Annotated in this window: 26 protein-coding genes and 1 pseudogene; 17 read left to right on the forward strand and 10 right to left on the reverse strand. The window is 69.9% G+C overall.

Features of this window, described 5'->3' with window-relative positions; translation table 11 throughout:
• Nucleotides 1-321, forward strand: a pseudogene (locus Q664_RS47200) (DUF2381 family protein); the annotation flags it as partial.
• 65 nt (nucleotides 322-386) lie between these two features.
• Here Q664_RS47200 and Q664_RS47205 read toward each other — a convergent pair.
• The 3 genes from Q664_RS47205 to Q664_RS47215 form a co-directional block, all read right to left on the reverse strand.
• A complete protein-coding gene (locus Q664_RS47205; protein ID WP_152622769.1) occupies nucleotides 387-761 on the reverse strand; it encodes a hypothetical protein in 375 nt (124 codons plus the stop codon).
• Between the two features lie 66 nt (nucleotides 762-827).
• Entirely contained in the window at nucleotides 828-2,477 is a 1,650-nt protein-coding gene (locus Q664_RS47210) for a hypothetical protein (protein WP_043412733.1), read from the reverse strand.
• A 135-nt stretch (nucleotides 2,478-2,612) separates the two neighbouring features.
• Nucleotides 2,613-3,413, reverse strand: a complete 801-nt coding sequence (locus Q664_RS47215; RefSeq protein WP_043412736.1) for an alpha/beta hydrolase — start codon at nucleotides 3,411-3,413, stop codon at nucleotides 2,613-2,615.
• Between the two features lie 65 nt (nucleotides 3,414-3,478).
• On the opposite strand from Q664_RS47215, the gene Q664_RS47220 reads away from it, so the two are divergent.
• The 4 genes from Q664_RS47220 to Q664_RS47235 all read left to right on the forward strand — a co-directional run bounded on the left by Q664_RS47220 (nucleotide 3,479) and on the right by Q664_RS47235 (nucleotide 6,065).
• On the forward strand, nucleotides 3,479-3,763 hold the full coding sequence (locus Q664_RS47220; RefSeq protein WP_043412738.1) for a DUF3467 domain-containing protein: 285 nt from the start codon (nucleotides 3,479-3,481) through the stop codon (nucleotides 3,761-3,763).
• Nucleotides 3,764-3,892: 129 nt separating this feature from the next.
• Nucleotides 3,893-4,648, forward strand: coding sequence for a hypothetical protein (locus Q664_RS47225; RefSeq protein WP_200883875.1), 756 nt, complete (start codon nucleotides 3,893-3,895; stop codon nucleotides 4,646-4,648).
• Complete coding sequence (hemF, locus tag Q664_RS47230) at nucleotides 4,645-5,547, forward strand: oxygen-dependent coproporphyrinogen oxidase (protein ID WP_043412740.1); 903 nt, start codon at nucleotides 4,645-4,647, stop codon at nucleotides 5,545-5,547. The genes Q664_RS47225 and hemF overlap by 4 nt, the downstream gene beginning before the upstream one ends.
• A 14-nt stretch (nucleotides 5,548-5,561) precedes the next feature.
• Nucleotides 5,562-6,065, forward strand: coding sequence for a hypothetical protein (locus tag Q664_RS47235; protein ID WP_043412743.1), 504 nt, complete (start codon nucleotides 5,562-5,564; stop codon nucleotides 6,063-6,065).
• A gap of 35 nt (nucleotides 6,066-6,100) precedes the next feature.
• On the opposite strand, the gene Q664_RS47240 is transcribed toward Q664_RS47235, so the two are convergent.
• Nucleotides 6,101-6,433 (reverse strand): DMT family transporter, encoded by a 333-nt coding sequence (locus Q664_RS47240; protein WP_043412745.1) that lies wholly within the window; start codon nucleotides 6,431-6,433, stop codon nucleotides 6,101-6,103.
• Between the two features lie 255 nt (nucleotides 6,434-6,688).
• On the opposite strand from Q664_RS47240, the gene Q664_RS47245 reads away from it, so the two are divergent.
• From Q664_RS47245 to Q664_RS47255, 3 genes are all read left to right on the forward strand, one after another.
• Nucleotides 6,689-7,306, forward strand: a complete 618-nt coding sequence (locus Q664_RS47245) for an RNA polymerase sigma factor (protein WP_043412748.1) — start codon at nucleotides 6,689-6,691, stop codon at nucleotides 7,304-7,306.
• 69 nt (nucleotides 7,307-7,375) lie between these two features.
• A complete protein-coding gene (locus tag Q664_RS47250) occupies nucleotides 7,376-8,020 on the forward strand; it encodes an anti-sigma factor family protein (RefSeq protein WP_043412750.1) in 645 nt (214 codons plus the stop codon).
• Complete coding sequence (locus Q664_RS47255; RefSeq protein WP_043412753.1) at nucleotides 8,017-8,475, forward strand: hypothetical protein; 459 nt, start codon at nucleotides 8,017-8,019, stop codon at nucleotides 8,473-8,475. The genes Q664_RS47250 and Q664_RS47255 overlap by 4 nt, the downstream gene beginning before the upstream one ends.
• Nucleotides 8,476-8,481: 6 nt before the next feature.
• On the opposite strand, the gene Q664_RS47260 is transcribed toward Q664_RS47255, so the two are convergent.
• A complete protein-coding gene (locus Q664_RS47260; protein ID WP_043412756.1) occupies nucleotides 8,482-9,024 on the reverse strand; it encodes a hypothetical protein in 543 nt (180 codons plus the stop codon).
• Nucleotides 9,025-9,367: 343 nt separating this feature from the next.
• On the opposite strand from Q664_RS47260, the gene Q664_RS47265 reads away from it, so the two are divergent.
• From Q664_RS47265 to Q664_RS47280, 5 genes are all read left to right on the forward strand, one after another.
• Entirely contained in the window at nucleotides 9,368-9,601 is a 234-nt protein-coding gene (locus Q664_RS47265; protein ID WP_043412758.1) for a hypothetical protein, read from the forward strand.
• 212 nt (nucleotides 9,602-9,813) lie between these two features.
• A complete protein-coding gene (locus tag Q664_RS47270; RefSeq protein ID WP_043412761.1) occupies nucleotides 9,814-11,148 on the forward strand; it encodes a hypothetical protein in 1,335 nt (444 codons plus the stop codon).
• Nucleotides 11,149-11,187: 39 nt separating this feature from the next.
• Nucleotides 11,188-11,391: a hypothetical protein gene (locus Q664_RS58615; RefSeq protein WP_152622770.1), complete on the forward strand. Its 204-nt coding sequence runs from the start codon at nucleotides 11,188-11,190 to the stop codon at nucleotides 11,389-11,391.
• A 68-nt stretch (nucleotides 11,392-11,459) separates the two neighbouring features.
• Nucleotides 11,460-13,238 (forward strand): glycosyltransferase family protein, encoded by a 1,779-nt coding sequence (locus Q664_RS47275; RefSeq protein WP_043412763.1) that lies wholly within the window; start codon nucleotides 11,460-11,462, stop codon nucleotides 13,236-13,238.
• Between the two features lie 103 nt (nucleotides 13,239-13,341).
• The gene (locus tag Q664_RS47280; RefSeq protein ID WP_043412765.1) at nucleotides 13,342-13,989 is read left to right on the forward strand and encodes a hypothetical protein; all 648 of its coding nucleotides are present in this window, start codon (nucleotides 13,342-13,344) and stop codon (nucleotides 13,987-13,989) included.
• A gap of 24 nt (nucleotides 13,990-14,013) precedes the next feature.
• Here Q664_RS47280 and Q664_RS47285 read toward each other — a convergent pair whose 3' ends face one another.
• Nucleotides 14,014-15,147, reverse strand: coding sequence for an NAD-binding protein (locus Q664_RS47285; RefSeq protein WP_043412769.1), 1,134 nt, complete (start codon nucleotides 15,145-15,147; stop codon nucleotides 14,014-14,016).
• Entirely contained in the window at nucleotides 15,144-16,736 is a 1,593-nt protein-coding gene (locus tag Q664_RS47290; RefSeq protein ID WP_043412772.1) for a cation:proton antiporter, read from the reverse strand. The genes Q664_RS47285 and Q664_RS47290 overlap by 4 nt, the downstream gene beginning before the upstream one ends.
• 154 nt (nucleotides 16,737-16,890) lie before the next feature.
• Between Q664_RS47290 and Q664_RS59740 the strand changes: the two genes are divergently transcribed.
• Entirely contained in the window at nucleotides 16,891-18,663 is a 1,773-nt protein-coding gene (locus tag Q664_RS59740) for a hypothetical protein (protein ID WP_160174658.1), read from the forward strand.
• A gap of 49 nt (nucleotides 18,664-18,712) precedes the next feature.
• Here Q664_RS59740 and Q664_RS47300 read toward each other — a convergent pair whose 3' ends face one another.
• On the reverse strand, nucleotides 18,713-19,864 hold the full coding sequence (locus tag Q664_RS47300) for a PQQ-dependent sugar dehydrogenase (RefSeq protein ID WP_043412774.1): 1,152 nt from the start codon (nucleotides 19,862-19,864) through the stop codon (nucleotides 18,713-18,715).
• A 102-nt stretch (nucleotides 19,865-19,966) separates the two neighbouring features.
• Here Q664_RS47300 and Q664_RS47305 point away from each other — a divergent pair, with 102 nt between their 5' ends.
• Together Q664_RS47305 and Q664_RS47310 are read left to right on the forward strand one after the other, a co-directional pair.
• On the forward strand, nucleotides 19,967-20,785 hold the full coding sequence (locus tag Q664_RS47305) for a 2-oxo acid dehydrogenase subunit E2 (protein WP_043412777.1): 819 nt from the start codon (nucleotides 19,967-19,969) through the stop codon (nucleotides 20,783-20,785).
• A 10-nt stretch (nucleotides 20,786-20,795) separates the two neighbouring features.
• A complete protein-coding gene (locus tag Q664_RS47310; protein ID WP_043412779.1) occupies nucleotides 20,796-22,583 on the forward strand; it encodes a hypothetical protein in 1,788 nt (595 codons plus the stop codon).
• Nucleotides 22,584-22,681: 98 nt separating this feature from the next.
• Here the strand turns inward: Q664_RS47310 and Q664_RS55840 are convergent, their stop codons facing one another.
• Nucleotides 22,682-23,362, reverse strand: a complete 681-nt coding sequence (locus Q664_RS55840; protein ID WP_075207707.1) for a M91 family zinc metallopeptidase — start codon at nucleotides 23,360-23,362, stop codon at nucleotides 22,682-22,684.
• Nucleotides 23,363-23,388: 26 nt separating this feature from the next.
• Between Q664_RS55840 and Q664_RS53725 the strand changes: the two genes are divergently transcribed.
• A complete protein-coding gene (locus Q664_RS53725) occupies nucleotides 23,389-24,681 on the forward strand; it encodes an alkaline phosphatase D family protein (protein WP_084610942.1) in 1,293 nt (430 codons plus the stop codon).
• Nucleotides 24,682-24,729: 48 nt separating this feature from the next.
• Here the strand turns inward: Q664_RS53725 and Q664_RS47325 are convergent, their stop codons facing one another.
• On the reverse strand, nucleotides 24,730-26,703 hold the full coding sequence (locus tag Q664_RS47325; RefSeq protein ID WP_160174659.1) for a carboxypeptidase-like regulatory domain-containing protein: 1,974 nt from the start codon (nucleotides 26,701-26,703) through the stop codon (nucleotides 24,730-24,732).
• Between the last annotated feature and the right edge of the window lie 37 nt (nucleotides 26,704-26,740).

The following is a 26,740-nucleotide window of genomic DNA, read 5'->3' on the forward strand; positions in this document are numbered from 1 at the left end:
ACGGCCCTCAGCTACCGTTCGGACACCACACGCGTGGAGGGCGGGCGCAAGGTGGTGCGGCTGATGGTGACGCAGCAATTACAGAACAATGGCAGCACGCCCTGGACGGCTGGAGGAGCGGTGCTGGTGGGCCCGAAGGGAGAGGAGTGGAAGGCGCTGGGCGTGTGGACGCAGGAGCCCATTGCTCCGGGGAAGGAGCGCGGCGTCGGGATGGAAGTGGAGATGCCGGAGGAGGCGGCGCGTGGCACCTTCACCCTGAAGCTGTGGAGCCAGGAGGAAAAGGGCGGGGCGGAGTTCTTCGACGGCGTGAGCTTTCCGTAGCGCCACCAATTCCAGCCGCCAGGCGCGCGGGGGGAGGCGCGGGCCGGAGCTGGCTGGTCGAGCCGTCAGGGGGAGGTTCTCCGATTCTGCTTCGGGTCTTCCTCGGGGGCCTCCATGAAGAAATAGTGCTCGTGAGGCAGCTTGCCGTTGGCCGCGAGCATCCAGTACTCCTCCACGCTGCGCACGGTCGCGATGACCTCGGGCTTCCCCTTCTTCTTCACCACGACCGCGCCAATCGTCCCCGGTTCCGCCGCCAGGAGCGCCCAGAACGCGGCCCGCTCCTCGGGCGTCGGCTCCGCGCGGATGCGCTGCACGAGCATCACCACCAATCCCGCCGGGCCGAGCGCCATCAAGCCCCAGCCTGCCCAGTCTACTTCCCCGGCAAGCCCTCTGCGGTGGCCCTCGTAGACCCAGTAGCCCGTAAAGGCCACGAAGAACATGACCCATACCCCCAGCCCAATGCACCACGGCGAAGTGGGTTTCTTGTGGGCGGTCTTCCTCACACGTCACCGTCCTCTCGGCGTTGGGCCGTCCAGGCTGCGGCGCACGCCCTGCTCCACCTGTTCGCCAGTCAGCGCATCCACCAGATAGTACCCGCCAAAGCCGATGATGAAGCCCACGGCGTTTCCCAGCAGGGGAACCTCCGAGCCCCAGATGGCGCCAACGAGCCCCGCCGCGATGGCCGAGCTCAAACCCCCAGCGACAAAGGCTCGTGTCCCCGTCGCGGCGTAGTCCGTACCGCTGTGCTCTTCATCGTCGAGCGCGAGCGCGGTCATCGTGAAGACGGGGGCGGCCAGAGCGCCTCCCGCGAATCCACCCATGGCACGGCCCGTTCCCGCCGCCACCCGGACGTTTGCGCCTCGAGCAATCAGATTGCGCGACATGGCGCTGCCCGCGTTGGCCATGACGAGATTCTGGGTCGCTCCCCCCACCAGACCTGACGTACCTCCGGTGGCGCCTGCCCGCAGAGCTCGCGGCACTGCTTCGGGCTGCTGCTCATCCGGATAGGCTCGGGATTCGTAGAACGCGTGACCGGCTTCACAAATCAGGGAAACCACCGCGCCCCCCGCCGCGCCCCGCCCGGCAGCGATACCGGAAGCCACGGCGTTTCCGCGCACCCCACCCCCATGACGCGCCACCAGGAGCAACTCGGGGAAGACCCAGCGGTTGATCTGCGCGGGCGTCATGTGGGGATTGGCGGCGGCCACCTGGTGCCGGAACCGCTCCAGTTGGACGAGATGGGGCGTGGTGAGGCTGTTGCTCCCGACATGGCTGGCGATCTTCTCCCTCAAGGAGGAGAGCGAGACTTCCGCCCGTCGGCGCACCTCGGCTGGAGTCCCGGGGCCCCGGCGGGTGTTCTCCAGGTTCTGGTAGGCGCGGTACACCGTCCCGCCCATGCGTACCGGCTCCATCTCCAGCAGCTTGTCCGCCACCTCCCGGTAGGACTGCTTGCGGTAGTTGTCGGGATCTCGCAAGGCAGCCCGGAACGGTTCCACATGGTCCTCGTTCACCAGGAGGAGGCCATTGCGCAACATCTGGGCGCGGCCCTCATCCGCCGGCAGTTGGGGGTACAGGGCCGCTCGCGCCCGCTCCCAGGTGCTGGGGCGCAGGCCCACGATGTCCCGCAGGCCCCGCAGGTAGGTCTCGAAAGGGTCTCCCCGGCTGTCCGCCGAGCGCACGCTCGTCTTCACCGAGCTCAGGCGCCCCCGGTGGTCGCGCAGATCGAAGATGGGATGGTTGGGGCGCACGGCATTGAGGTCCTGCTGGGGGAACATGCCCCCGTGCTGGGCCGAGCGCTCGCCGAGGTTGCCGCGCCAGTCGCTGCGCGAGAGGGTGGTGGAGCCCGGGTTCAGGGAGAAGGCGCCCGGGGCATGCCGCTCGAAGGCGGGCAGGGAATGCAGGCTGGAGAGGTAACCCGAGAGGGCCGGGCCCGGCACCGTTGGAATGGAGTGGCGCCATAGCATCTGCTCGAGCTGTGCCCGGGTGAGGACGTCGCCGGAGCACTCCCGGCGCTCACCGGGCGCGGCCTTGACGATGGCGAGCGCCGCGCCATTGGGAACGAGCTTGAAGTGCTCGCCAGAGATGGGCAGGGGAGGGCCTTTGCCGGGTCGTTCCGCGGACTTCGCGCTCGTGCCTTTCTTCGACGGAGTCGTCATGCGAGCTCCTCCAGCGCCGCCATCATTTCCCTGGACGCACTACCCGGAGGATAGCCGAGCAGCGAAGAACCTGCTTCCCCACCCCCTTGTTGGTCGCACTGCGCTTCAACGCGTGCCGGACGGAGGGCTCCACCTTCACGGTGTCGCTGCCACCGGGCGCGCGGGCGTAGCCTCCCGGAGCCTGTGGAAGAAGCTCCCCACCTCCGAGGCGAGCAGCGGCCCGCCCCTGTCCCGGGGGATGATGTGGAAGCCGGTGCTCAGCGAGATGAAGCGCACCTGGGGTGAGGCGGTGAGGCCGCGGACCAGCACCGGGCCGCACGTGGGGTCCACCACGTGGTCCTGCTCGGCCACCGCCACCAGCGTGGAGCAGCGCACCCGGTGCAGGACGCTCATCGCGATGTCCTGCAACTCCCACAGGTCCCTCAGCCGCGCCGAGGGGAACGCGGGGAGGATGGGCGCCTCGGCCAGCACCGCCGGGTCCGACACGTCCGTGCCCGTCTTGAAGACCCACGGTTTCACCCGCTCCAGCAGTCCGTGGCGCCGCAGCCGCTTGAGCAGCCACATGAGGGGGCCCTTGAAGCGCAGCGCCGGAGCCACGAGCGCCAGCCCGTGCACCCGCTCCGGGAAGTCCGCCGCGAGCCGCAGCGCCAGCAGCGCCCCCATGGACAGACCCGCGACGAAGATGCGCCGGTAGCCACGCAGCGACAGCAGCGCCTGCGCCGCGGCCTGCTCCCAGTCGCGATGGCTCACGCTCAACAGGGCCTCGGGGGTGGAGCCATGGCCCGGCAGTTGGGGGGCTCGCACGTACAGGCCTCGTGCGGCCAGGGCCTCGCCCAGCGGGCGCACCTCCCAGGGGCTTCCCGTGAAGCCGTGCAGCAGGAGGCAGGCGTCTTCTCCCCGCCCCAGCTCGAACGGCGCCGTCTTCTCCGGGTCCATCCGCTGTGCTCGCACCATGTCTCAGTCTAGTCACCGCGCGCTTCTGGCGGTATGCCCCCCCTCCCATGTCGGACACCCCCAAGCCCCCCGATGTCTCCCTGCAGGTTCAAATCGATGACGATGTAGCCAATGGTCAGTACGTGAACATGGCGCTCGTCAATCACACGGAGACGGAGTTCACCCTGGACTTCATCTACGTCCAGCCGCACCAGCCCCGCGCCAAGGTGCGCTCGCGCGTCATCCTCAATCCCAAGCACCTCAAGCGTCTGCTGGCCGTCCTCCAGGACGGTGTCTCCAAGTACGAGGAGCGTTTCGGCTCCATTGTCCTCTCCGAGGAGGGCCGTCATTAGAAGGGCGCTCGAGCCGGCCCTCCACGGCGGGCCGCGTCATGGCCCGGGCGTCCTGGCGGACGGAGTCCTCCGGACTTCGCGTCGGGATGCTGGCCTCCGGCCCCGGGTCGGCGCAGACTCGGAGGCCTCGTGCGCTCCGTCGTCCTGCTCCTCGTCCTGATGCTGGCCGCTCCGGCCGCACACGCCGACTGTCCGTCGGATGGTGTGCAGGTGTTCCCCATGCCCGGAGCGGTGGTTCCCACCAATACCCGTTTCCTGCTGGAGGGCCTGGGTGCCTTCAGCTCGCGAGTGGCCGAGCTCCCGGGCCGCGTCCTGCGGTTGCAGGCGGACGGCCACGAGGTGGAGGTGCGTGTCCAGCGCGGTTGGAGCAGCACCCTCGGGCGCTCCACCGTCGTCCTGCGGCCCTCGGGCGCGCTCAAGCCGGGCCATGTCTATACGTTGCGCCTGGATGACGTGCTGCCCGGGGCGAAGGTGCTCAACGGGGGAGGCTCCACGCGGCCCGAGTGGCACAGCGGCCGGGGCCAGGACGTGGCGCGCCCGCGCTGGGTCGAGCGCCCCGCCGTCAGCGAGGGGCTGTTCCGCCGCACCCGCGAGGGCACCGAGCGCTTCGTCAAGCTGCGCATGTCCCTGCGCGAGGACAGTCCCTCGTATGTGGTGGTGACGCTCTGGCGCCGGGGCCAGGACATGGCGCCCCAGCACTACTTCACCTCGCTGCACGATGGCGTGGCGCTGGTGGGCCACCATGCCTGCGGTGGGGCCTTCGCCCTGGAGGACGGGAAGAGTTATCGCGCGAAGTTGGAGGTCTTCGACGCGGCGGGTAATACCGCGCCCGCGGTGCCCAACCTGCAATTCGAGGCGCCGGTGGCGACCCAGGAGAACCCATGACGGTGGACGTGGAGAAGTTGAAGGAGCGGATGGTGGAGTTCATCCACGGGCTGCAGGACGACATCTGCGGCGCGCTGGAGCAGCTCGATGGGAAGGCGCGGTTCCGTGAGGACCCCTGGCAGCGGCCGGGCGGCGGTGGCGGGCGCAGCCGCGTGCTGGAGGACGGGGCGGTGCTGGAGAAGGGCGGGGTGAGCACCTCGGTGGTGTTCGGCGAGCTGGAGGAGGCCTTCGCCAAGAAGCTGCAGGGCGAGGGCCGCACCTTCTGGGCCGGGGGCATCTCGCTGGTGCTCCATCCGCGCAATCCGCATGTGCCCACCGTGCACGCCAACTACCGTTTCATCCACCAGGGCGGGAAGGCGTGGTTCGGCGGTGGGGCGGACCTGACGCCGTACTACCTCCATGACGAGGACGCGGTGCACTTCCACCGGGTGCACAAGGAGGCGTGCGACCGGAACGATCCCGCGTACTACCCGCGCTTCAAGGAGGCGTGCGACAAGTACTTCTACCTGCGTCATCGCGAGGAGGCGCGGGGCGTGGGCGGCATCTTCTTCGAGAACCTCGGCGGGAACCTGGAGCGCGAGTTCGAGCTGGTGCGTGACGCCGGCCGGGCCTTCCTGCCCGCGTACCTGCCCATCGCCGAGCGGCGCAAGGAGCTGCCGTACACGGAAGCGCAGCGCTTCTGGCAGGAGGTGCGGCGTGGGCGCTACGTGGAGTTCAACCTCGTGTGGGACCGGGGCACGACCTTCGGCCTGGAGACGAAGGGGCGCACCGAGTCCATCCTCATGTCGCTGCCCCCGCAGGTGCGCTGGCGCTACGACCACCACCCGGAGCCCGGCACCGAGGAGGCGCGGCTGGTGGAGGTGCTCCGGAATCCGCGCGACTGGGCCGGTTCGCGGTAGGAGGAGGGTCCATCATGGAGAGCCCCGTTCCCGGCGGGCCGCGCGTGGCCGCTCGGAAGAAGCTGGTGCTGGCGATGGCGGCGCTGGGCGCCTTGTCGGTGGCCGGCGGTGCCTTCTTCGCCCTGGGCATCCTCGGCGGTGGAGGGAGCTCGGGGGACCCGTCCCTCGCCAACGAGGCGCGCGTCAACGTGCTGCGCCTGTGTGGCGACGTGCAGTCCTATCGTGACGAGCACGGTGTGTTCCTCCAAGGGGGGCCGGTGCCCCGCGAGGTGCCGCGCGGTGGCAGGGCGGTGCGCTTCGAGCCGGACGAGAACCTGAAGCGGATCGGCTTCAGCCCCGGCGAGCGCATCCACTACCAGTACCAGGTGGTGGTGCAGGAGACGCCCCTGGGCGAGGCGGAGGTCACCTGCTACGCGCGCGGGGACCTGGATGGAGACGGCCAGGTGTCCGTCTTCAGCGTGACCCTGGATGCCAACGGAATGACGTCCGCCGTGAAGGTGGAGCGGGAGACGGAGTAGCCAGGGGGCCCTGGGTGCTGGCCCGCCCGTGAAGCTCAGTGGGCGGAGCTCTTGGAGAGCAGGTTGATGACGAGGCAGCCGCCGAGAATCATGGCCATGCCGATGAGGGCCGGGGCATCCAGCTTCTGCTTGTAGAGCACGTAGCTGGCGGCGGCGACGAGGACGATGCCCAGCCCCGACCAGATGGCATAGGCGATGCCGACGGGGATGCTCCGGAGCGACAGCGTCAGGCAGTAGAAGGCGGTGGCATAACCCGCGATGACGAGGAGGCTGGGCCCGGGGCGGGTGAACTCCGCGGTGGCCTTGAGGGACGAGGTGGCGATGACCTCGGCCAGGATGGCGATGGCGAGATAGGCGTAGGCGCGCATGTGCCGGGCTTCTTACTCCCCGCCGAGGACGCGCTTGAAGGCTGCCTGTAAACCCACACCCCAGGTGTAGACGTCTACACCTGAAGCCCGGCCGGGTGACGGCGGTTGGCGATTCTCGGTTTCGTGGTGTCCGCGAAAGCGCGCTCCTCGTGTCCACGGCCGTGCCCGTCCGCCGGGATGGCCGCCCACCGGTGAACGGCCGCCCCTCGCAGTATTGCTTGGGGCGCGGAGTGCTCATGGTAGGGTGGCGCACCCTTGGCTACCGACGATCTCACTCTCGTCAAGCGCGTCCGCGGTGGAGACCAGCGCGCCTTCAAGCTCCTCGTCGAGCGTTACCAACGCAAGGTGTACGCCGTCGCGCTGGGCATGCTGAAGGACAAGGAAGATGCGATGGACGTCTCCCAGGAGGCGTTCGTCAAGGTCTACAAGTACCTCGACCACTTCAAGGGCGACTCCTCCTTCTACACCTGGCTCTATCGCATCACCGTCAACATCTGCATCGACGTGATGCGCCGCAAAGGTGCCTCCGGCGGCGAGACCGAGGAGTTCGACGAGTCCGTCGCCAATGATCTCTCCGAGGCCCGCATCGGCGCCCTGGGCAGCCGCCTGGGCACCAACCCCCAGAAGAGCGCCCTGCGCCGGGAGCTGGCCGAGAAGATCCAGGAGGCCCTCGCCACCGTCCCCGAGAAGCACCGCGCCATCCTCCTCTTGCGCGAAATCGAGGGCATGTCCTACGAGGACCTCTCCCGCACCCTCGACATTCCCAAGGGCACGGTGATGAGCCGCCTCTTCCACGCCCGGGCCAAGGTGCAGAAAATCCTCAGTGAATACCTGGAGTTGGACGAGGCCAAGAGCGGAGTGGGCAGTGAGTGAAAGGGGCTGGAATATCGGTGCGCCACCCCCGTCCAACCCGCACGTCCCCCATTACGCTGGGTGAGGAACATGGCCGGAAATCCCGCGTGCGAGCGCTTCGTCCCACTGCTGTCCCCCTATATCGATGGGGAGCTGTCCCCCACCGATCGCGTCAACGTCGAGCGCCACCTGGGCGCCTGCCGTGACTGCGCCAGCCGCGCCGCCGACCTGCGTGCCGAGTCCGCCCTGCTCCGGGTGGGCCTCGAGATGGCCGTGGACGAGGTGGACTTCAAGGACTTCACCCAGCGCGTCATGGCCCGGGTGACGCCCGAGCGTCCTCCCCTCCTGGAGCGGCTGCGCATCTCGCTGTCCGAGATGTTCCTCTACCACCGCACCGCCATGGTCTCCTCCCTGGCCACCGCCGCGGCGCTCGCCCTGGTGGTGATTCCCATGGTGATGAACCAGAACGACGCCCCCATGGGCTACGGCGCGGACCGCATGCGGGTGAGCGCCGTCCGGGCCACCGAGGGCGCCAAGGTGGCCCCGGTGGTGCTCGAGTCCGATGATGGCAACACCATCATCTGGGTGGTGGACCAGGAGGCGGCTCCGGCGCACGATGGCTCGGAATCCAGGCCCAAGGCCGGCAACCCGCCGGACGAGAGCGACGAGCTGGACGGCGAGCCGCTGAAGAAGGGCCCGGCCAAGACCGTGCCACCCAAGGGAGGAGAGCTATGAGGACGACGACGCGCATGCCGGGAGTGCTGGGGGTGCTGGCCCTGCTGGGGCTGTTCCTCCTGCCTGGGGCCGCACTCGCCCAGGAGCTGAAGCTCAAGGTGGAGGTCGAGGTGGTGCTCGTCTCCAACAAGGGCGACGAGGTGACTCCTCCCGAGCTGCAGAAGATGAAGGAGACGTTCCAGCGTCAGAACTTCAGCTACACCTCCTTCAAGCGCATGTCCCAGCAGTCCATCGAGGTGGGCAGCAAGGAGCCCACCGAGGTGAAGCTCCCCAACGGCGTCAACGCCTCGTTCCTGCTGCTGGGAATGAAGGACGGCTCCGCCAAGCTGCGCGTCACCATCCCCAATCAGTCCGCCGTGGAAGTGCAGCTGGGCCGCCAGGGCGCCGTCTACCAGCGCGCCGGCAATCACGTGGGAGGAGATCTCGTCCTCGTCCTCAACGTGCCCGCCAAATAGTCCCCCTCACCAGCTGATGAGGTAGGTGCAGTCCATGCCGCCCTTCTGGCGGCACCCCAGCGGCGCGTGCTCCACGCGCACCCACATCGCGTCCTTCGGCCGGAAGCGCTCGCACAGCGCCTCGATGATTCCGTGGTCGAAGTTGCACGGGTAGGGGTTGTCGCAGATCATCCGGCCCCCGTGCGGCGCCGTCTCGAAGCGGTAGCCGCCGATGTTGCCGCTCTGCTGGCCCCGGTGGTTCATCTGGTAGGCCACGTTCAGCGAGCCCAGGGCCTCCTCCAGGGTGCGGATCTCCGGCGGGAACTTCGCGTGCTCCGGAATCTTCCGGCCCACCGCCCGCATCGTCACCGGGCCAATCTTCTGCTCGATGCTCCCAATGGCCGTCAGCGCGTTGCGCATGGGGTACCACCCCTGCGGCTCCAGCTGCGGAATGCCGTTCTCCGCCAGGATCTTCATCGCCCTGGACTTGAGCAGCTCCATTCCTCCGACCATCGCCATGATGGACTGGCCCAACACCTGGACTTCGAGGGGAATGACGCGGTTGTTCATGCTGGCTGGCTCCCGGGGAGGACTGCGTCGGAAACGACTGGGACTTCGAGTAGACGCGATTCCAGGCGGGCAGGGCAGGGGGTTGTGCTCCCGGCGCCGCGCGCCCGTCGTCTTGTCGATAGAGGCGGTGGTTCCGGTCATTCGTTCCGGGGTGCTTCACCCCCCCTTCTGTAGAAATGTCAGTCCCGGGTGGGGGGCTCGGGGCCCTCTCACCTTGTGGGAGCCAAGTGATTCCAGGGGGTTATGCGCGGGCACGCGGGTTGCTCTAAGGGTTTCACGTCGGGCGGCGGCGTGGGGCGTCGGCAACGAGACAGGCAACCCAGACTTGAGGGAAGGGCGATCCATGGCGAAGACCCAGCGGGGTGGACAGGTGATGAAGGTGGCGCGTCGGGTGAAGGGGACGGCGGGGCGTGCGGTGGCGAAGGCGAGCCGGCCGGTGCGCAAGGTGCAGGTGACGCTGGGGGATTTGATCGCCGCGGCCTTCGATGTGGCGGGCGAGACGACGGCCGCCGTGAAGCTGGTGTCGTCGCGGGCCATGACCGAGGCGACGGGCAAGCAGATCGTCTTCGTGGGTTGAGCGCGGGTTCGGGCAGCGGCCCGCGTCCAGGGGAGGGGCGGGTCGGGGAGTGGGGAGGGTGGGGCAAACCCCCCTCTGGACGCGGGCCGGGGCCCATTCACACAGCATGACGGCAAACGGCTCGCCTGCTCGAATTCCGAGAGGGCGAGCCGTCCGCATGTTCGACGCGCTGTCAACGGCACGAGGCGGGAAGCGGGGTAGAGTGGCGCGCCATGATTGGTGCCCTCGTTCTTGCCTCCGTGCTCCATCAGGCCCCCAAGGCCTTCGTCGAGAATCCCCCCGCGCCCGCGGAAGAAGGCATTCATTTCCAAGCGGCCCTCGAGGTGGGCGGACAGGCCCTGCCCTCGGGCGCGGGCGCCAACCAGATGGACGGCTTCGGTGTCGTCTTGCCGCGTCTGGGCGTGAAGGGCGGCGATGAGTTCGAATTCGAGCTGGGCGCGCCCCTGCGCCTGCGCGTGTTGGATCAAGAGCCGCGGCAGCTGGAGCAGGACTACGGCGGCCGGCTGCGGCGCCAGGACTGGGACGAGCGCAGCGACTTCGGGCAGATCCTGAGGAACCTGCGCATCGGCCGGGACGACGGGCACGTGCAGCTGCGCGCGGGCGCCTTCTCCACGTACTCGCTCGGCGCGGGCTGGCTGGTGAACCGCTACCACAACCGCATTTCACCGGACTACCACCCGGCGGGCGGCAACCTCGTGGCGTACCTCGGGCCCACGCGGGTGGAGCTCTTCGCGAGCGACGTGCTGGCGATGCGCCTCTTCGCCGCCGAGGTGCGGTTGGACCTGGGCCGCGTGCTGAGCGACCAGGACACGGCCTTCGATCGCTTCCTGCTGTCGGTGGACGCGGCGCATGACTTCGGCAAGGGAGGCGGCACGACGCCGGCGCTGTCCGCGGCGAGCATCGGCTTCCAGGCGGGCGTGGTGAAGAACGAGAAGATGCAGCTGTGGCTGCAGGCGGCGGCGGGCGCGCGGGCCGACACGCTCATCGAGTCGATTCCGGACTACGGCGCGGCCCTCGGCGTGGTGGTGCGCGGCCAGGCCAACGAAGCGGTGGACCTCACCGGCCGGCTGGAGGCGCGGCGCCAGGGCGGCCGCTTCCGCTTCGGCTTCTTCGGCGCGGGCTACGAGTTCTCGCGTTTCTCCGGCGTGGGCCTGAGCGAGCAGCCGCTCGCCGAGGAAGTGCTGCCGGGGACGTTCTCCGGCTACGGCGAGTTCGCGGTCTCGGTGATTCCGTTCGGCGGGCCGGAGGACCTGGAGCTGACGGCCAGCGCGTCCGGGGAATACTACGTGAGCACGGGCCGGGTGGACGCGGACGCGGTGCTCCAGGCGCACCTGCCGGGCGGCAAGACGATGGCCGAGCTGCGCGTCATCCTCACGGACCTCACCCTGCACCCGCGCTACTCGGCGGCCGTCGAGGTGCGCCACCGCTTCCTGCCCGCGGTGTACGGGCTCGTCACGGCGGGCCGGGAGCACTTCCCGCAGGCCGAGGGCAACCTGCTCCACGGCTTCACGGCGGGCGTGGGCGTGGGCGTGGACTTCCAGCGCTGAGGCCGTTACGGGAGTCCGAGGCGTGGGGAGGCGCGTCCCATGCAGGCTCCCGAGCTGCTAGGAACTGGTGGTCGTCTCCAGGTGGTGCTCCCCCTGAAGCACGACGAGGCCACGGGGCATCCGCTCATGCGCTCCTTCGAGCCCGGCGAGCACTGGGGCTGGTGCTACGTGGACGCCCTGGAGATCGATCCCAGGCCGCCACCTCCGGTGGAGCCCGCGCGGCCGTCGGTCCACGCGTCCTGATGGGGGGCCGTGAACGCTTGCCCGCCTGCTGGACCCGGGCCCGGCTCCATTGGAAAGATGGACGCTGGATGAGCATCCCGACGACGACCCCACCGGCGGTCCCCACTCCGCACTCGCGCTGGCGGGCCCTCGCCGCACATGGGGGCGCCGCCGCGTTGCTCCTCCTCGTGGTGCTCTACCTCTTCTTCGAGGTGCTCTCGGACCTGGCCTTCCAGAGCTGGGAGACCTTCTGGCTGTATCTGCGCGTCCAGCAATACGCCGTGGAGCTCGCCGCCGGGCACTTTCCTCCCCGGGTGTTCCCGGACGCCGTGGCGGGTGGCGGCTCGGCCTTCCCGTTCTTCCACCCACCGCTCGCGTACTGGCTGTCCGCCTTCCTGGGCCTGTCCCTCGGCGACATGGTGGTGGGCGTCAACGTGTCGTTCCTGCTGTCGGTGCTGCTCTCCGCGTGGGCCATGTACGGCATGGGCATGGCCCTCACCGGCAGACGGTGGCTCGCCCTCATGGCGGCGCTCCTCTACGTCTCCCTGCCGTACCGCTTCGTGAACGTGTTCGTCATCGGGGCGCTCGAGGAGTCCTGGACGTTCCTCTGGTACCCGCTCGTACTCACCGGGGCGTGGTGGACGCTGACGCGCCAGCGGCTGTCCTGGCTCCTTCCCCTCTCGGTGGCGGCGCTGCTGCTCACCCACGCGGTGATGGGCCTGTACTTCCTCGCCTTGTGCGCGCTGGGGCTGGGCGCCGTCGGCTTCCGGCTCGGCTGGCGCGAAGTGGGGCGCGTGGCCGCGGGAGGGCTCCTGGGGGGGGCCCTGACGCTCTGGCACTTCCTCCCCGCGCGGCTCGCCCTGGCGGACGTGTGGGCGGGCGTGCCGGAGGTGATGCGGAGCCTGCCCGACTTCGTCCACGGCCACCGCGTCCAGCCGTGGCAGTGGTTCGACGAGCACCCCAACCGGTGGAACGGCATCTCTTCCTTCTCCTTCGACAGCATGTGCTTCTCCCTGGGGGCGGGCCAGTGGGTGGTGCTCGCGCTGGCGGTGGGGGCCTATACCGTGGTGGCGAGGCGCGGCCTGGCGGTGGGAGACGCTCGGCTGAGCGTGCTCGCGAAGGGCCTGGCCGTGCTGTGGGCCGGCTGTCTCCTCTTCATGGTGGCCCCGCTCCCCTTCGTGAGCGTGCTGCCCACGGCGTTCAGCGCCATCCAGTTCCCCTGGCGCCTGCTGGGCGTGACGGCGTTCCTCTCGCTCGCCGCCGCCGGGCTCTTCCTGGCCCGCGCCCCCATCAGCCCCCGACTGGGCGCCGTCATCACCGGTGCGACGGTGGTGCTCGCCCTGTCCATCCCGCCCTTCCAGCGCACCAACAGCCTGGTGGCGGATTGGGATGACGCGGCGATCAACCCGTGGACGCTGCGGCGCAATGGCTTCAGCGGGTACACGGCGAACGGGGAGTACCTGCCACGCCTCCACCCCATGGAGCAGTGGGTGGAGCGCGTGTCCTCTTCACCGGTGCTTGGCGGGGGCATCCAGGTGCTCGGGGCGGAGCGGGACGGTTCGCGGTGGAGTGTGCGGGTGGATGCGCCCCAGGGCGGTCCGCTCGTGCTGCCCGTGGTGGCCTATGACTTCTACCGCGCCACGGGGGACGGCGAGCGGACCCTGGAGACCTTCTCCGAGCAGGGCCTGCTCGGGGTGCGGCTGCTTCCCGGTCAGTACACCTTCACCGTGGAGCCCGGGACGACGCCCGCGGGATGGGTGGGCGCGGGACTGGGCGTGGCGGCGCTGGGCGGGGTGCTCCTCTTCGCCTCACGCCGACGGAGCCCCCGGCTCCTGGCCTTCACGGGCCGACGCGCTCCCCCGGCGTGAACCCCGGCTCCTGGAGTGCGCAACGGACCCTCCATCCCCTCTCCCTCTGGGAGCGGGTCGGGGTGAGGGTCTTCCGGACGCCGCCTGTTATGCTGGGCGCATCATGGACATGTCGGATTTGTTCTCGGGCGAGGTCATCGCTTTCTTCGCCATCATGGCGGTGGCCATCCCCTGGGTCTTCTGGAGCGCCAGGCACGACATGATGTTCGAGGAGAAACGGCAGGCCGCCTGGTCCAACATGGCTAGGCCGCTCGGGCTGACGTACGAGAGGGGCGGGACTCTCTCGGGAGCATTCGAGGGGTTGCCCGTGCGCATCTTCCGGGAGTCGGGCGGGAGCATGGGGCACACGAAGAGGAACGCGTCCGTGTACGTGGTGCGGGTGGAGGTGCCCGGAAAACTGCCCCGTGACTTCCTCGCCGCGCCGCGCAAGTGGACGTCGTTGTCCGAGCGGTTGGGCGTCCCCAACGTCTTCAAGGCGGAAGAGCCCGTGCTCGATGGGGCCTACATCTTCCAGTGCGGCGTGGTCCCGGCGGGCGAAAAGCTCCTCCAGGAGCCGGACGTCCAGCAGGCGCTCCGCGACCTCGTGAACCCCGAGAGCGTGAGCTTCGTGCAGGACAACCACGTGGGCCTCGCGTACGAGACCCCCGGCTTCGTGGAGGATGCCGGCAAGGTCCGGCGTCACCTGGAGTCGCTGGCGCGCGCGGCGAACGCGCTCGCGAAGGCCCAGGAGCGGCTCCAGCCCGCCGCCTGAAGGGGCGGGCCCGGAGCTCCGTGCTCAGCGGCCGAACAGGCCCTTGCGCTTCTGGGGCGCCCGATCCTGCTGGGCCATCCTGGCCAGCCGCTGTCCGAGGATGCGGCTCATCTCCAGCGCCACGGAGGGGTTGGCCATCACCATGCCCTGGAAGTCCTCGCGGCCCACGGCGGCCAGCTCGCACGCCGTGGAGGCCAGGGCGCTCGTGGCGCGCGGCTCTCCCGTGAGCAACGCAATCTCCCCGAAGAAGCCTCCCGGCTTCACCGTCTCCACCAGCCGGCCGCCCTCGGCCATCAGGTTCACCTCGCCGGAGACGACGACGTAGAACGACTCGCCCGCGTCGCCCTTCTTGAAGAGCGTCTCGCCGGCCTCCTTGCGCAGGTAGTCGGCGCCGCGCGCCACCGAGGCCAGCTGCTCGTCGTTGAGCGGCGTGAGGAAGTCCACCTTGCGCAGCATCTCCGTCAGCGGCGTGTCGCTCTGGCGCTGGGCCTGGGCGGTGAGGCAATCCACGGCGCGGGCCAGCTCGGCGCGGCGCGCCACGAGGATGATGGTGTGCCCCGCCCGCAGCACCGTGTTCCCGTCCGGCAGCGTGATGCGGCCCTCCGGGTCCACCAGGCCGATGAACACGCACTCGCGCGGGAACTCGGGCAGGGCGCGCACCTGGGCCACCGTACGCCCGGCCACCAGCGCCTTCGGGCTCACCTCCAGCTCGAAGAGGATGGCCGTCCCCGCCGCCAGCGGCAGCGAGCCCGCCACCTGCGGGAAGTCGATGGCCGTGGTCATCTTCGCCACCACCACATCGGCCTCCGCCACCAGCTCGCTCACCCCGGCCAGCCGGTAGGCCTGGCGGTAGCGGCTGTCCAGCATGCGCACCATGACGCGCGCCTTGCTCAGCGAGCGCACCAGCGTGGCGAAGGCCAGGTTCTCCGCGTCGCGCGCCAACACCCCCGCCGCGATGTCCGCCCCCGAGATGCCCGCGGCGTCCAGCACCGACGGATCATTCGCGTCCCCGCACACCGTCACCACGCCAATGTCCTCGAAGAGCCGGTTGCAGGTGCCCGGGTCCTTCTCCACCACCGTCACCTGGTGCTGCTCCGCCACCAGCCGCGCCGCCAGCGTCCCGCCCACCCGTCCGCCACCCGCGATGATGATCTTCATGACGCCTTCCTCTCGCTGCCCGCCTCGTGCTCCTGCGCGCTCGCCAGCACGTGCTCCAGCTCCAGCGTGCGCGAGTCCAGCTTCGCCAGTTGTACCTCGGCCGTGGCCTCGGGGATGAGGCCCGCGCGCCGCGCCGACAACAGGGCCGTGCGCTCCGCGTCGATGAGGCGGCGGCGCGTGGCCAAGACGATTTTCGCCCCCTGCGCCAGGTGCTGCTCACTGAGCCGGCGCAGCTCGCGCTCGGCGCTGGCGATGCCCACCTGGTAGTCGCTGCGCAGGTGCTCATAGGCCGCGCGGGGGATGAGCCCCTGGTCGTGCAGCTCCTCCAACTCCTGGCGCGCGGCGCGGCTGGCGATGAGGCGCGCCTGCTGCTCGGCCACCGCGTAGGCCACGGGGTCTTCATGGAAGAGGCCCAGCCGCTTGAGGAGGCCCGTGAGCATGAACCCCTGCCCCACCAGGGACAGGAAGCAGACGCCGAAGGCGATGGCCACCAGCAGCTCGCGCGAGGGCGTGGACTCCGGAAGACCGAGCGCCAGGCCGATGGACAGCGCGCCCTTGATGTTGCCGAGGATGAAGACGTGCTGCCAGCGCAGGGGGACGGCCTCGGAGGGGCGCAGCCAGCGCAGCAGCAGGAAGGGTAGGTAGATGGCCACCGCGCGGCCGGCGAAGACACAGACCACCGCGAGCAGCGTCTGCGGCAGGTAGCGCACCAGCGTCTCGGGGCGGGTGGTGAGCCCCATGGACAGGAAGAGGAAGGTGTTCACCCCGAAGGCGGCGTACTCCCAGAAGGTGTGGATGGCCACCTGGCTCTGCGCGGCCACGTGGCGCCGCAGGTTGATGCCCGTGGCCAGCCCGGCCGTCACCGCGGCGATGGCTCCCGACAGGTGCAGCTGCTCGCCGATGACGAAGGAGGCGAAGGCCAGCGCCGAGGTCACCATGATCTCCGCGAGCGGATCCTCGGTGCGGCGGATGATGAAGCCGGCCACCAGGCCCAGGGTGAGGCCGATGGCGAGGCCGCCGAGGGTGGCCCCTATCACCTTGGCGCTGATGAGCGGCAGGGAGAAGGAGGCCTGGCCACCCACCACGATGCTGGAGATGGCGGCGTAGGCGACGAGCGCGGTGCCGTCGTTGAAGAGGCTCTCGCCCTGCATGATGCCGGAGAGACGGCGGGGGACGGGGGCGCGGCGGAAGGCGTAGAGGATGGAGACGGTGTCGGTGACGGCGAGCATGGCCCCGAGCAGCAGGGCGGGCCCCCAGGCGAGCGCGAGGGCGTAGTGGAGCGCCGTGCCGGTGGCGGCGATGGCCAGCACCATGCCCAGGGTGGCCAGGGTGGCGATGGGCAGGATGTTGGCGCGCACGTTGGCCACGTCCGCGGTGATGCCGCCCTCGAAGAGCAGCAGCGGCAGGCAGACGAGGAAGACGACCTCCGGGTTGAGCGGAGGCATGCCCGGGAAGATTCCTCCCACGGACAGGAGCAGACCACCCACCACCAGCGCGACGTTGTACGGAATCCGCACGCGCTTGGCGGCGATGGCGAGCGAGCTGGCGGCCACCATCAGGCCGATGATGAGGGGCATTTCGAGGTGCACGCGGGCCCAAGCCTCGCAGATGCGCCGGGCTCGTGCACGGGTTGCCTGCGGCCGGGTCTCACTCCGGGCCACCAGGGAGGCGAGCCCCCGGGTCCATCCCTGGTGTCTCACCGGGGTGGTGGGAAAGGGGAGGGTCCCTTGGGGTTGGGGCCCCATGAAACACATCCTCCTGTCGCTTGCTCTCCTGGCGTGCGCGGCCTGTGGCCCCGAGCTGCCTGGAGACGCCTCTTCGGACCATCCGCCCCTGGACACGCTGGACACCCAGGAGGCTCCGGTGAGCTCACCACCCGCGGGCTCCATCCCCACGGGACTCCCCGCTCGCCTGCTGGTGGGCCTCTTCGAGGAGTCCCCCCAGACGTGGATGAGGGACAGCAAGGTCCCCTGGGACGTGCGCTACCGCTACTTCACCAAGGGCTGGGTCGACAACTGGGGCTGGTCCGCCAGGGATGGCTCCTGGGGTAAGCAGTTCATGACGGAGTCCGCCACCCAGGGCTTCATCCCGGCCATCCAGTACTACCAGGTCAACGGAGAGCCCGGTGGCGGCGAGGCGCAGTTCCTCGTCAAGGCGCAGAACGCCACCACGATGAAGAGCTACTTCTCCGACTTCAAGATACTGATGCAGCGGGCCCGGGAGTTCGGCAAGCCGGTGCTCGTGCTGATGGAGGCGGATGGCTTTGGCTACCTCCAGCAGTACTCGAACAACACCCCCGGCGCCTACGCGGCCGTGGCGGCCACGGGGCTGCCGGAGCTCGCGGGGCTGCCCAACACGGTGGCCGGGTGGGGGCTCGCCTTCCTCCAACTGCGCAAGGCGGTGGGCGCCAACAACGTCATCCTGGGCATGCACATCTCGGGGTGGGCCAGTGGCAAGGACATCGCGCACTTCTCCGTGACGGACGCGCTGCAGCCGGAAGTGGACAAGGTCTACAACTTCCTCGCGCCGCTGGGCCTGGGAGCCAACGTCACCGGGGCCACCTATGACGTGCTGGTGGGAGACCCGCTCGACCGCGACGCGGACTTCTACAAGCAGTTCGGACAGGACCGGTGGTGGGACACGAGCGATACGGCCTCCATCTCGTCCAAGAGCTTCAACCGGTACGCCGAGTGGCTGCGGTTGTGGAACCGCACCTCGGGCAAGCGCTGGGTGCTGTGGCAGATTCCGGAGGGCAACTCCGCCAGCTTGAACAGGTCCTACGCCGCCAATGTGCCGGGCTCGGGCTACAAGGACAACCGCACCGAGTATTTCTTCGGCACCGGCGGCCACACGCACCGCGAGAAGTTCGCGAGCAGTGGTGTCATCGCGCTGCTCTTCGGCCGGGGCGAGGGCCAGCAGGCCTCGCACACCAACGACTACGACAAGAACGGCCAGCTCTATCTGAAGACCTACGCGGGCGCCTTCCTGAACGCTGGTGGGCTCGCCATCCCCGCGGGCTCCACCACGACGCCGACTCCCACGCCCACGCCGACTCCCACGCCCGGTACCGACACCGCGACGTACGGCTTCGAGACGGACACGCAGGGGTGGACCTTCTCGGGGACGCTCGTGAAGGGGGTGACGTCGTCCACCGCGAAGGCGTACGCGGGCAGCCGCTCGCTGGCGGTGACGATGGGTGGCACCGCGGCGGGAATGTCCCGTGTCTCGGTGCCCAACGCCGCCGTGCCCGCGGGCCGGACGGTGTCCTTCCGGGTCTGGGTCCCGGCCGGCAGCCGCCTCACGGCCGTCCAGCCCTATGTGCAGCAGGGCGCGGCGGGGAGCTGGCTGTGGACGGGCTCGTGGGTGGCTTCCACCGCCCTGAAGGCAGGGGACTGGAGCACCGTCACCGTGCAGGTGCCCGCGAACGCGGTGTCGCCCCTGTACCAGCTCGGCCTCGAGCTGTTCACCGATGCCGCCTGGTCCGGCACGCTGTACGTGGACTCGGTGAGCTGGTGAGCCCGGGGGGCCGCGTGCGCCCGGTCAGGGCACGCGGCCCCGTTCTTTTTCAGCGGCGGATGCGCAGGATGACGTCCTTGCGCGCCGTGCAGTCTCCACGGCTGTCGCAGTTGCTGGTGGTGACGTAGAGGTGTCCATCCGGGCCCATGATGGTCTCGCGCAGGCGGCCCCACTGGTCGCGCAGGTACACCTCGTGCTGGGCGACCTGGAAGGGATGCTCCTGCGAGAAGACCACGCGGTGCAGGTGCCGTGAGCCGAGCGTGCCGATGAGCAGGGAGCCCTTCCACTCGGGGATGGCGTCGCCGGTGTAGATGGCCGCGCCGCCCGGGGGCGCCGCGCTCTCCCAGGTGAGGGACGGGGTGATGAGGCCCTCGCCGGACTCGCAGCTGTAGACGGTGGGCCAGCCGAGGTTGTCTCCCTCGCGCACCACGCTGACCTCGTCATGGCCGCGGCGGAGCGTGTCTCCGCTGGGGCCGTGGTCGGTGAAGTAGAGCGTGTCGCGGTCCTTCCAGTCGAAGCCCTGGGTGTTGCGCACGCCGGTGAGGAACGCGGGCTTGCCGGGGAAGGGGTTGTCTCCGGGCACCTCGCCCTCGGGAGTGAGCCGCAGCAGCTTGCCGGCGGGAGTGTCCACGTTCTGCGCGTTGTCCGGCTCGCGCGCATCCCCCGTGCCCACGTAGAGCATGCCGTCCGGGCCGAAGCGGATGCGCCCGCCGTCGTGGTACATGGCCGCGGGGATGTCGCCGAAGATGACGCGGTCGAAGGTGGCGGAGGCGTGGTCCTCGGAGAGGGTCCACCGCTCCACGCGGTTCTGCGTCGAGCCGCCCTCGTCGGTGGTCACGTAGATGTAGAACTGCCGGTTGCTCGCGAAGGAGGGATGCGCGGCGATGCCGAGCAGGCCGCTCTCGCCCTTGGAGGAGATCTTCACGGTGGCGACGGGCGTGGGTTGGAGCGCGCCGTTGCGCAGCAGGCGGATGCGGCCGGGACGCTCGGTGACGAGCGCATCGCCGCCGGGGAGCCAGGCGATGCCCCAGGGGACCTCGAGGCCCTCGGCGACGACGTCGACGGTGATGGGCACGGTTCCATCGGGGCCGAAGTCGTCCTCGACGAGGATGCAATCGGGGGCTGTTTTCGCCTGGCTCTTGCGGCAGCCGGAGCAGGCGGCGAGGAACACGAGTGCGGAGAGCACGAGGCAGGTACGCATGCCGCATCTATGACGCGTGGATGGACCGTGCGCCACCGGACCGTGGAGGGCACGTCAGGAGGTGGACGTGGGGAGGACCGGTGGTAGAGGACTCGCCAGCCCGTGAACTTCCCCCTCCTCGCCCTTGGCTCCTACAGGTCCCCCAGGGACCCGAGCGCCTATGCGGCGATCGACATACGCATGGAGCGCGCGCTCGCGTATGTGGAGGCTTTCCGCTCCCGCTCGGGGCAGCGCCTCACGGTGACGCACCTGGTGGCCAAGGCCGCCGCCGATGCCCTCCGCCGCTACCCCGAGGCCAATGTCATCCTCCGTTGGAACCGGCCCTGGTTGCGCAAGCGCGTGAGCGTCTGCGTCCTCGTGGTGCAGCCCGAGCACCTCGGCCGCGTGGACCTCACCACCGCCACCGTCCCCGATGCGGACACGCTCTCGCTCCAGGGCCTCGCCAGCGCGATGCAGGCGCGCGTCGACCACGTCCGCCACCGCCGGGACGCCGCCATCGAGCGGGGCAAGCGGCGCTCCTACCGCGTCCCTGGCCTCCTCATGCACACCGTCCTCCGGTTGCTCTCCTTCGTCTGGTTCACCCTCAACCTGGACCTCGCGTGGGTGGGCATGCCGAGAGACCCTTTCGGCTCCGTCGCCGTCTCCAACGTGGGCTCGCTCGGCCTGGAGCGCGCCTGGCTGGCCATGGTGCCCTATACCCGTGTGGCCCTCTATCTCGCCGCCGGTGCCGTGCGCGAGGTCCCCGTGCTCGAGGGGGACTCCCTCGTCCCAGGCAAGGAGATGACGCTCTCGTGCACCTTCGATGCGCGCCTGCTCGACGCGGAGCTCGTCGCGCGAGTCCTGCGCCACATCGGCGATGCCCTGGAAGATCCCACGTCCGCCTGGGGCCCGCCCGCCCCCGAGGAACCTCCAGCGCGGTAGTCTGGCGCGTATGAAACTGCCGCTCGTCATCACCCTCGCACTCTCCACGGCCGCCTCCGCCGCCCCCAAGCCCCTCCCCGCCGGCTACTGGCCCGAGTCCAGGACCCAGGAGCTCCTCGCCAAGACCGAGACCATCCGCCTCGCGCCGGACCTCTCGCGCCTCACCCCCGAGGAGCAGCGGGCCGTGAAGGAGCTCCTCGAGGTGGGGCAGATCCTCCAGCGCGTCTACGAGGAGTCCCGGCACCCCCAGGCGCTCGAGGCCCGGGCGCGCCTCTCCAAGCTGGATTCGCAGCTCGGTGGCCCGAAGCAGACGCGCGATCTGCTCACCCTCTACCGGCTCTTCCAGGGGCCCATCGCCACGACGCTCGACAACCGCCGCGAGGCCTTCCTTCCCGTCTCCGCCGAGGTGCCCGCGCGCAACGTCTATCCTCCCGACGCCACGCGCGAGGAGCTCGACGCCTTCCTGGCCCGCTTCCCGGAGCAGCGGGACTCCCTCCTCGGCGAGCGCACCGTGGTCCGCCGTGCCATGAAGGCCTCGCTCGACCGGGACCTGGCCACGCTCGCGAAGCACCCCGTGCTCGCCGTGCTCCACCCCCGGCTCGCCCCGCATCTGAAGTCCCTCGCCAAGAAGCCCGATGCGAAGGTGCTCTACGCCGTGCCGTACCCCGTCGCGTACGCGAATGACTTCGTGCGTGCGTACGAGCTGCTCATGAGCGCCGCGGACTCGTTGGAGAAGTCGGATGATGAGTTCGCCCGCTTCCTCCGCAACCGCGCGAGGGATCTGCTCTCCAACGACTACGAGAGCGGTGATGCCTCCTGGGTGACGGGCCGCTTCCAGCGCCTCAACGCGCAGATCGGCTCGTACGAGACGTATGATGACGCGATCTTCGGCGTGAAGGCGTTCCACGGCATGAGCCTGCTGTTGGAGAACGAGCAGGCCACCGCCGAGCTGCGCCGGGCCCTCGGTGGGTTGCAGGCGCTCCAGGACTCGCTGCCGTACGTGCACCCCCGGCGCGTGCGTGAGGACATCCCGGTGGGTGTCTACGACGTCATCGCCGACTTCGGCCAGGCGCGTGGCACCAACACCGCGAGCATCCTCCCCAACGACGCGCTCTTCTCGCGCCGCTACGGCCGCACCATCCTGCTGCGCGACAACATCATGAAGAACCCGGACATCTTCGCCGCGGACGAGCGCATCTGGCGCGCCGCCACCGTGGAGGCCCACGCGAAGGACCTCGCCCCCGAGGGGAACTCCCAACGCACGCTGTGGCATGAGATCGGCCACTACCTGGGTGTTGATCGGGACGCGAAGGGGCGCACGCTCGACGTCGCGCTGGAGGACTACGCGGACGCGCTCGAGGAGATGAAGGCCGACCTCGTCTCGCTCTTCGCGCTGCAATCCATGCACAAGAATGGGACGGTGGGGGACGCCACGCTGCGCGCCGTGCGGGCCTCGGGCATCCGGCGCACGCTGCAGAACGCGAAGCCTCGCCGCGACCAGCCCTACCAGACCATGCAGCTCATCCAGTTCAACTGGTTCCTCTCGCATGGGCTGCTCGAGGCCGACCCGAAGACCGCCCGCCTCACCATCCGCTACGAGCGCTACCCGGAGACCGTCGCTTCCCTCCTGAAGGAAGTGCTCACGCTTCAGCACGCGGGAGACAAGGCCGCCGCCGCGCGCTTCTTCGACCAGTGGACCACCTGGACACCCGAGCTGCACGAGGCGCTCGCCGCCCGCATCCGCGAGGCCCAGGGCGCTCGCTTCCGCGTGGTGCACTACGGGGCTCTCGGCGAGTAGGTTGTCACCCTCCCGAGCCGGGTCGACGCCCGCGGGCAGGATAGGCCGGGGAGGGAGGAGCACTGCCTCCCCGGCCATGGAGCATCAGCGGCGCGCGCTCACTTCTCCAGGTGGTCGATCATGGTCTGGAGCGGCGGCTCGGGGTTCCGGTCCCACAGCTTGTTGGCCCAGCTGCGCTGATCCAGCGGCCCCGCGTTGATGTTGTTCGTCAGCGTATCGACCTTGGCCGGCGTCTCTCCCGAGTAATCGTTGCGCGGGGGGAGCCCGTGCTCCCGGCGGATCTGGTTCTCGTTGGGCGTCCACCCGTCACGGTTGGGGGTGTGCGGGGTGGGCTTCATGCCGACGGTCTCGAACTCCTCCTGCATGTGCGAGTGGTGGCCGATGACCTTGCCGACAAGGGCATCATCGTTCTGGATGAGGGGGTCGTTCCTGCGCGGGCTGACCTCCAGCGGGCTGACGGCGAGGCCATGGGCATTGCGCCAGGCGTGGACCGGCTCGGGGCCCAGGCTGTTGAAGCGGGTCCCCGGGTGCTGCTCGCTGAAGCGATCGTCGGACTTGAGGGTGCTGGGCAGCCCGGGGCCGGGCTTGCCGTCGTAACGGTACGCCTGCTGGATGCCGTCGTAGTGAGCGAGATCACCAGTCCTCGAGCCTGTCAGGCGGACAGGCGCGGTTCGAGCCGTGCGACAGGACGGGGCCCGCGAAATCCCAAGAAAATGAATCTTAATCTTTTCTGGGATTCCACGATGGAGGCTCCCTCCTCCAGGTAACAGAGCACTCAAGACCTCCCCTTCAACAGGAGCAGACAATGACAAGGAGTTCCGTACCTGGTGCGTTGCTGGGGCTGTTCGTGGCCATCGGCCTCGTGGTTCCCAGTGCCGCGCAGGCCTACGCCGCGCCCCTGGTGCGTGTCCCCTTCGTGGGCCGTACCTGGACGACCGGCGCCAGCATCTGGGTGGGCACCGCGGATTCCTTCGGGGACGCCGCCGGTGAGACGCTGACCCTGCGCGCCCGGGAGGCGACCGCCTGCGAGACCTGCTGGGTGGTCACGGTGCAGATGACGGATTCGGGCACCGGAGGTGGCTTCCGCTCCTGGAAGGGCGCTCTCGACGGACTGAAGCCCAACACCCGGTACCACTATGGAATCTTCGCCTCGGGCTTCACGGGCGAGCGCGGTGGCTTCTATTTCAGGACCGAGCCGGATGGGGGCGCGCGCTTCAAGGTCGGCGTCGCCTCCTGCATGAACGGCGCGAATGCGCCGAGTCAGCCCTCGTGGGACATCATGCACGAGCAGCTCAACACGGGAGAGCCCAACATCCAGCTGCTCGTGGGGGACAACATGTACACGACGGAGAATCCCCCTTCGAAGGGCCACTACTGGTTCAAGTACTTCCAGCAGCGCGCCGTGCCGCAATTCACGAACGTCTTCCGCGCCTTCCCGACCTTCGCCATCTGGGATGACCACGACTATGGCCCGAACGACGAGGATGGCACCTTCGCCCAGAAGGACGTGGCCCGCGAGGCGTACGCGGCCCTCTATCCCCACCCCTCGTTCGCCGGCGACGGCATCTACCACTCGTTCAACTGGGGCCGCGTGGCGTTCTTCATGATGGATGACCGCTGGGGCCGCGACTGCCCCAGGTCCATGCCCGCGGGGTATTCGCCGAAGATGTACGGCTCCACGCAGTTCAGCTGGCTGAAGAGCGCGCTGCGGGACTCCAACGCCACCTTCAAGGTGATTGTGAATGGCTCCACCCTGGGCAACACCTGCTGGGGAGCCCAGAAGCAGGCGCTCTTCGACTTCATCACCGACAACAAGATAGGAGGCGTGCTCTTCGTGACGGGTGACATCCACCGGAGTCTGCTCACGGATAGAACCCCCGCGGGGGGCTACCCCCTGTATGAGCTGATCTCCTCCGGAATCGGTTCGCCCAGCACGCCCGCCGAGTACAGCTTCGGCATCATGGAGTTCAACACGACGCTGGCGGACCCCACCGTCACGCTCAAGGTCATCCAGAACCCCCAGCAGCGCTCGAGCATCTCGGGAGCGGGCGTCACCGTCACCACGAAGACCCTGAAGCGCTCGCAGCTGCAGAACTGAGGACGGCTCCTCCCGGGGTCTCCCCGGGAGGAGTTCCCTCGTGGGGACTCACTCGGAACCGGGGCCCTCCAGCATCAGCTCCAGGCTCGACGCGGGCACCTCCACCTCCACCTCCCGCATCGGGTGGCCGAACTTCTCCACCAGGAGCCGGACGCGCCCCGGCACGAGGCCCGGCAGGGTGAAGCGGCCCTGGCCATCCGTGCGCGTGCGGCCCACGCTCGTTCCGTTCCCCATGAAGGTCACGTCCGCCTCGGCCACGGGACGGCCCCGCGTGTCCCGGACGTGGCCGGACAGCGTGAGGCCCTCGCGCAGCACCAACGGGACGGGCACGGCCTGCTCGTCCCACGCCTCCAGCGGGACGGGCTCGGACGTGAGGTAGCCCGGGGCACGCGCCTTCGCGAGGTAGCGGCCCGGAACGAGCCCCCCGAAGTGGGCCACCCCCCGGGCGTCCGTGCCTTCCTCCCGCACCGTCTCCCCGCGCCCCTCGCCCACCTGGGAGAGGGACACGGCCGCCTCCCCCACGGGCTCCCCGCGCGCGCCGAGCACCTTCACGGCCACCGCCGCCGCGGGCTCCAGGGAGAGCTCCAGCGGCCCGGGCCGCGGCAGCCGCAGCGCTCGCGTCACGGAGAGGTAGCCCGGGCGCTCGACGCGCAGCTCATACGTGTCCTCCGCGAGCCCACGCACCTCGAAGCGTCCCTCCGCGCCCGTGAGCACCTCCTCCGCCCCGCTCAGCCCTGGCCCCAGGAGGTGGAGCCGCGCGCCCCGCATCCCCAGCCCCTCGGGTCCCAGGATGCGGCCCGTGAGCACGCTCTCGGGTGGCAGCTCGAGCTCGACTTCCGTTTCGGAGCCCGCGCGCACCTCGAGGACCCGCTGCACGGCTCCATGGCCCGGTGCCCGGACGAGGAGGGCATGGGGGCCCGGCATCAGCGGCGCGGCCCGGAAGCGCCCCACGTCCTCCTCGCGCCAGACGGCCTCCGGTGCGGCCGGAGACTGGACGCTCGCGCCCTCGAGCAGCCGGCCCGAGCGTGCCTCCACCACCCGGACGAGGAGCCCGCCCGCCGTCTCCAGGGAGATGTCGAACCCCGAGGTGTCCTCGCTCAGGGGCTCGAGGGCCCGCTCGCCCACGCCCGTGGCGCTCTCGGCGAGCAGCTCGGTGCGCCCGCTGCAGTCGAGCCCCTCCAGCACGAAGCGGCCCGCGCCGTCGGCCCGGGCCTCCGGTCCCCCCCCGCGCGGCCTGACCCGGGCCCCTGGCGCCGCGACGCCACGCTCGAGCACCCGGCCCTCCACGCGCAGCGCGCAAGGCAGCATCACGGTGGCGTGCCGGGACGCGGCGACGAGCACTCCCCGCGGACCGTGGCCCGCCGCGCGGGCCCACACGCCATAGCGCGCCTGGGGGAGCAGCCCCGCCACTTCGAAGGCGCCCGTCTCGTCGCTCTCCACCTCCCCCAGGCGCCTCACGGGCGCCAGGCTCACCACCGTGAGGTGGGCTCCGGCCACGCCCCCCGCCACGTCCACCACCTGGCCCCTCAGACGCTCACCGTCCGTCACCACCAGGCGCACCTCGGAAGCGCCCGCCTCCACCTCCAGGGCGAGCGCGGCGGGGCGTCCGTCCACCTCGGCCAGCAGGTGGTAGCGGCCCTCGGGGACTGGCAGCAGGAAGGCTCCGTCCGGGCCCGTGGTGGCGGTGGCCCGCGCGGGTGCCTCCAGGGCTTCCGCGGCCACGTGCTGCTCCAGGCCCTCCCGCGTCAGGGCGGGCCCCGCCTCGAAGGCGAGCACCCGGGCAGCCACGGGCTGGCCCCGGACATCCTGGACCCACCCGCGCAGCGCGGCGCGCTCAGGGGCCGCCGGGGCCGGTGCGGAGGAGGGGGGGCCCGTACCGGCGGCCCGCGTCTTCATGGAGGCCCCTGGTGCCTCGGTGCCGCCGGGCACGAGGGCCAGGAGCAGCGCCAGCAGCAGGAGCAAGGCGCCCGCCGCGACGAGCCAGTACCGCAGGGGAGAAGGCTCTTTCCTGGCGCGTGCCAACCGGGCCCTCGAAGGCGAAGTGCTCCTCTTGGAGGCT

This window comes from Archangium violaceum Cb vi76 (assembly GCF_000733295.1).
GTDB lineage: Bacteria > Myxococcota > Myxococcia > Myxococcales > Myxococcaceae > Archangium > Archangium violaceum.

Coding starts and splice junctions, on each gene's coding strand:
- Q664_RS47205 (WP_152622769.1), bottom strand. CDS start 761: ATGTTCTTCGTGGCCTTTACGGGCTACTGGGTCTACGAGGGCCACCGC.
- Q664_RS47210 (WP_043412733.1), bottom strand. CDS start 2,477: ATGACGACTCCGTCGAAGAAAGGCACGAGCGCGAAGTCCGCGGAACGA.
- Q664_RS47215 (WP_043412736.1), bottom strand. CDS start 3,413: ATGGACCCGGAGAAGACGGCGCCGTTCGAGCTGGGGCGGGGAGAAGAC.
- Q664_RS47220 (WP_043412738.1), top strand. CDS start 3,479: ATGTCGGACACCCCCAAGCCCCCCGATGTCTCCCTGCAGGTTCAAATC.
- hemF (WP_043412740.1), top strand. CDS start 4,645: ATGACGGTGGACGTGGAGAAGTTGAAGGAGCGGATGGTGGAGTTCATC.
- Q664_RS47235 (WP_043412743.1), top strand. CDS start 5,562: ATGGAGAGCCCCGTTCCCGGCGGGCCGCGCGTGGCCGCTCGGAAGAAG.
- Q664_RS47240 (WP_043412745.1), bottom strand. CDS start 6,433: ATGCGCGCCTACGCCTATCTCGCCATCGCCATCCTGGCCGAGGTCATC.
- Q664_RS47250 (WP_043412750.1), top strand. CDS start 7,376: ATGGCCGGAAATCCCGCGTGCGAGCGCTTCGTCCCACTGCTGTCCCCC.
- Q664_RS47255 (WP_043412753.1), top strand. CDS start 8,017: ATGAGGACGACGACGCGCATGCCGGGAGTGCTGGGGGTGCTGGCCCTG.
- Q664_RS47260 (WP_043412756.1), bottom strand. CDS start 9,024: ATGAACAACCGCGTCATTCCCCTCGAAGTCCAGGTGTTGGGCCAGTCC.
- Q664_RS47265 (WP_043412758.1), top strand. CDS start 9,368: ATGGCGAAGACCCAGCGGGGTGGACAGGTGATGAAGGTGGCGCGTCGG.
- Q664_RS47270 (WP_043412761.1), top strand. CDS start 9,814: ATGATTGGTGCCCTCGTTCTTGCCTCCGTGCTCCATCAGGCCCCCAAG.
- Q664_RS58615 (WP_152622770.1), top strand. CDS start 11,188: ATGCAGGCTCCCGAGCTGCTAGGAACTGGTGGTCGTCTCCAGGTGGTG.
- Q664_RS47275 (WP_043412763.1), top strand. CDS start 11,460: ATGAGCATCCCGACGACGACCCCACCGGCGGTCCCCACTCCGCACTCG.
- Q664_RS47280 (WP_043412765.1), top strand. CDS start 13,342: ATGGACATGTCGGATTTGTTCTCGGGCGAGGTCATCGCTTTCTTCGCC.
- Q664_RS47285 (WP_043412769.1), bottom strand. CDS start 15,147: ATGAAGATCATCATCGCGGGTGGCGGACGGGTGGGCGGGACGCTGGCG.
- Q664_RS59740 (WP_160174658.1), top strand. CDS start 16,891: ATGAAACACATCCTCCTGTCGCTTGCTCTCCTGGCGTGCGCGGCCTGT.
- Q664_RS47300 (WP_043412774.1), bottom strand. CDS start 19,864: ATGCGTACCTGCCTCGTGCTCTCCGCACTCGTGTTCCTCGCCGCCTGC.
- Q664_RS47310 (WP_043412779.1), top strand. CDS start 20,796: ATGAAACTGCCGCTCGTCATCACCCTCGCACTCTCCACGGCCGCCTCC.
- Q664_RS53725 (WP_084610942.1), top strand. CDS start 23,389: ATGACAAGGAGTTCCGTACCTGGTGCGTTGCTGGGGCTGTTCGTGGCC.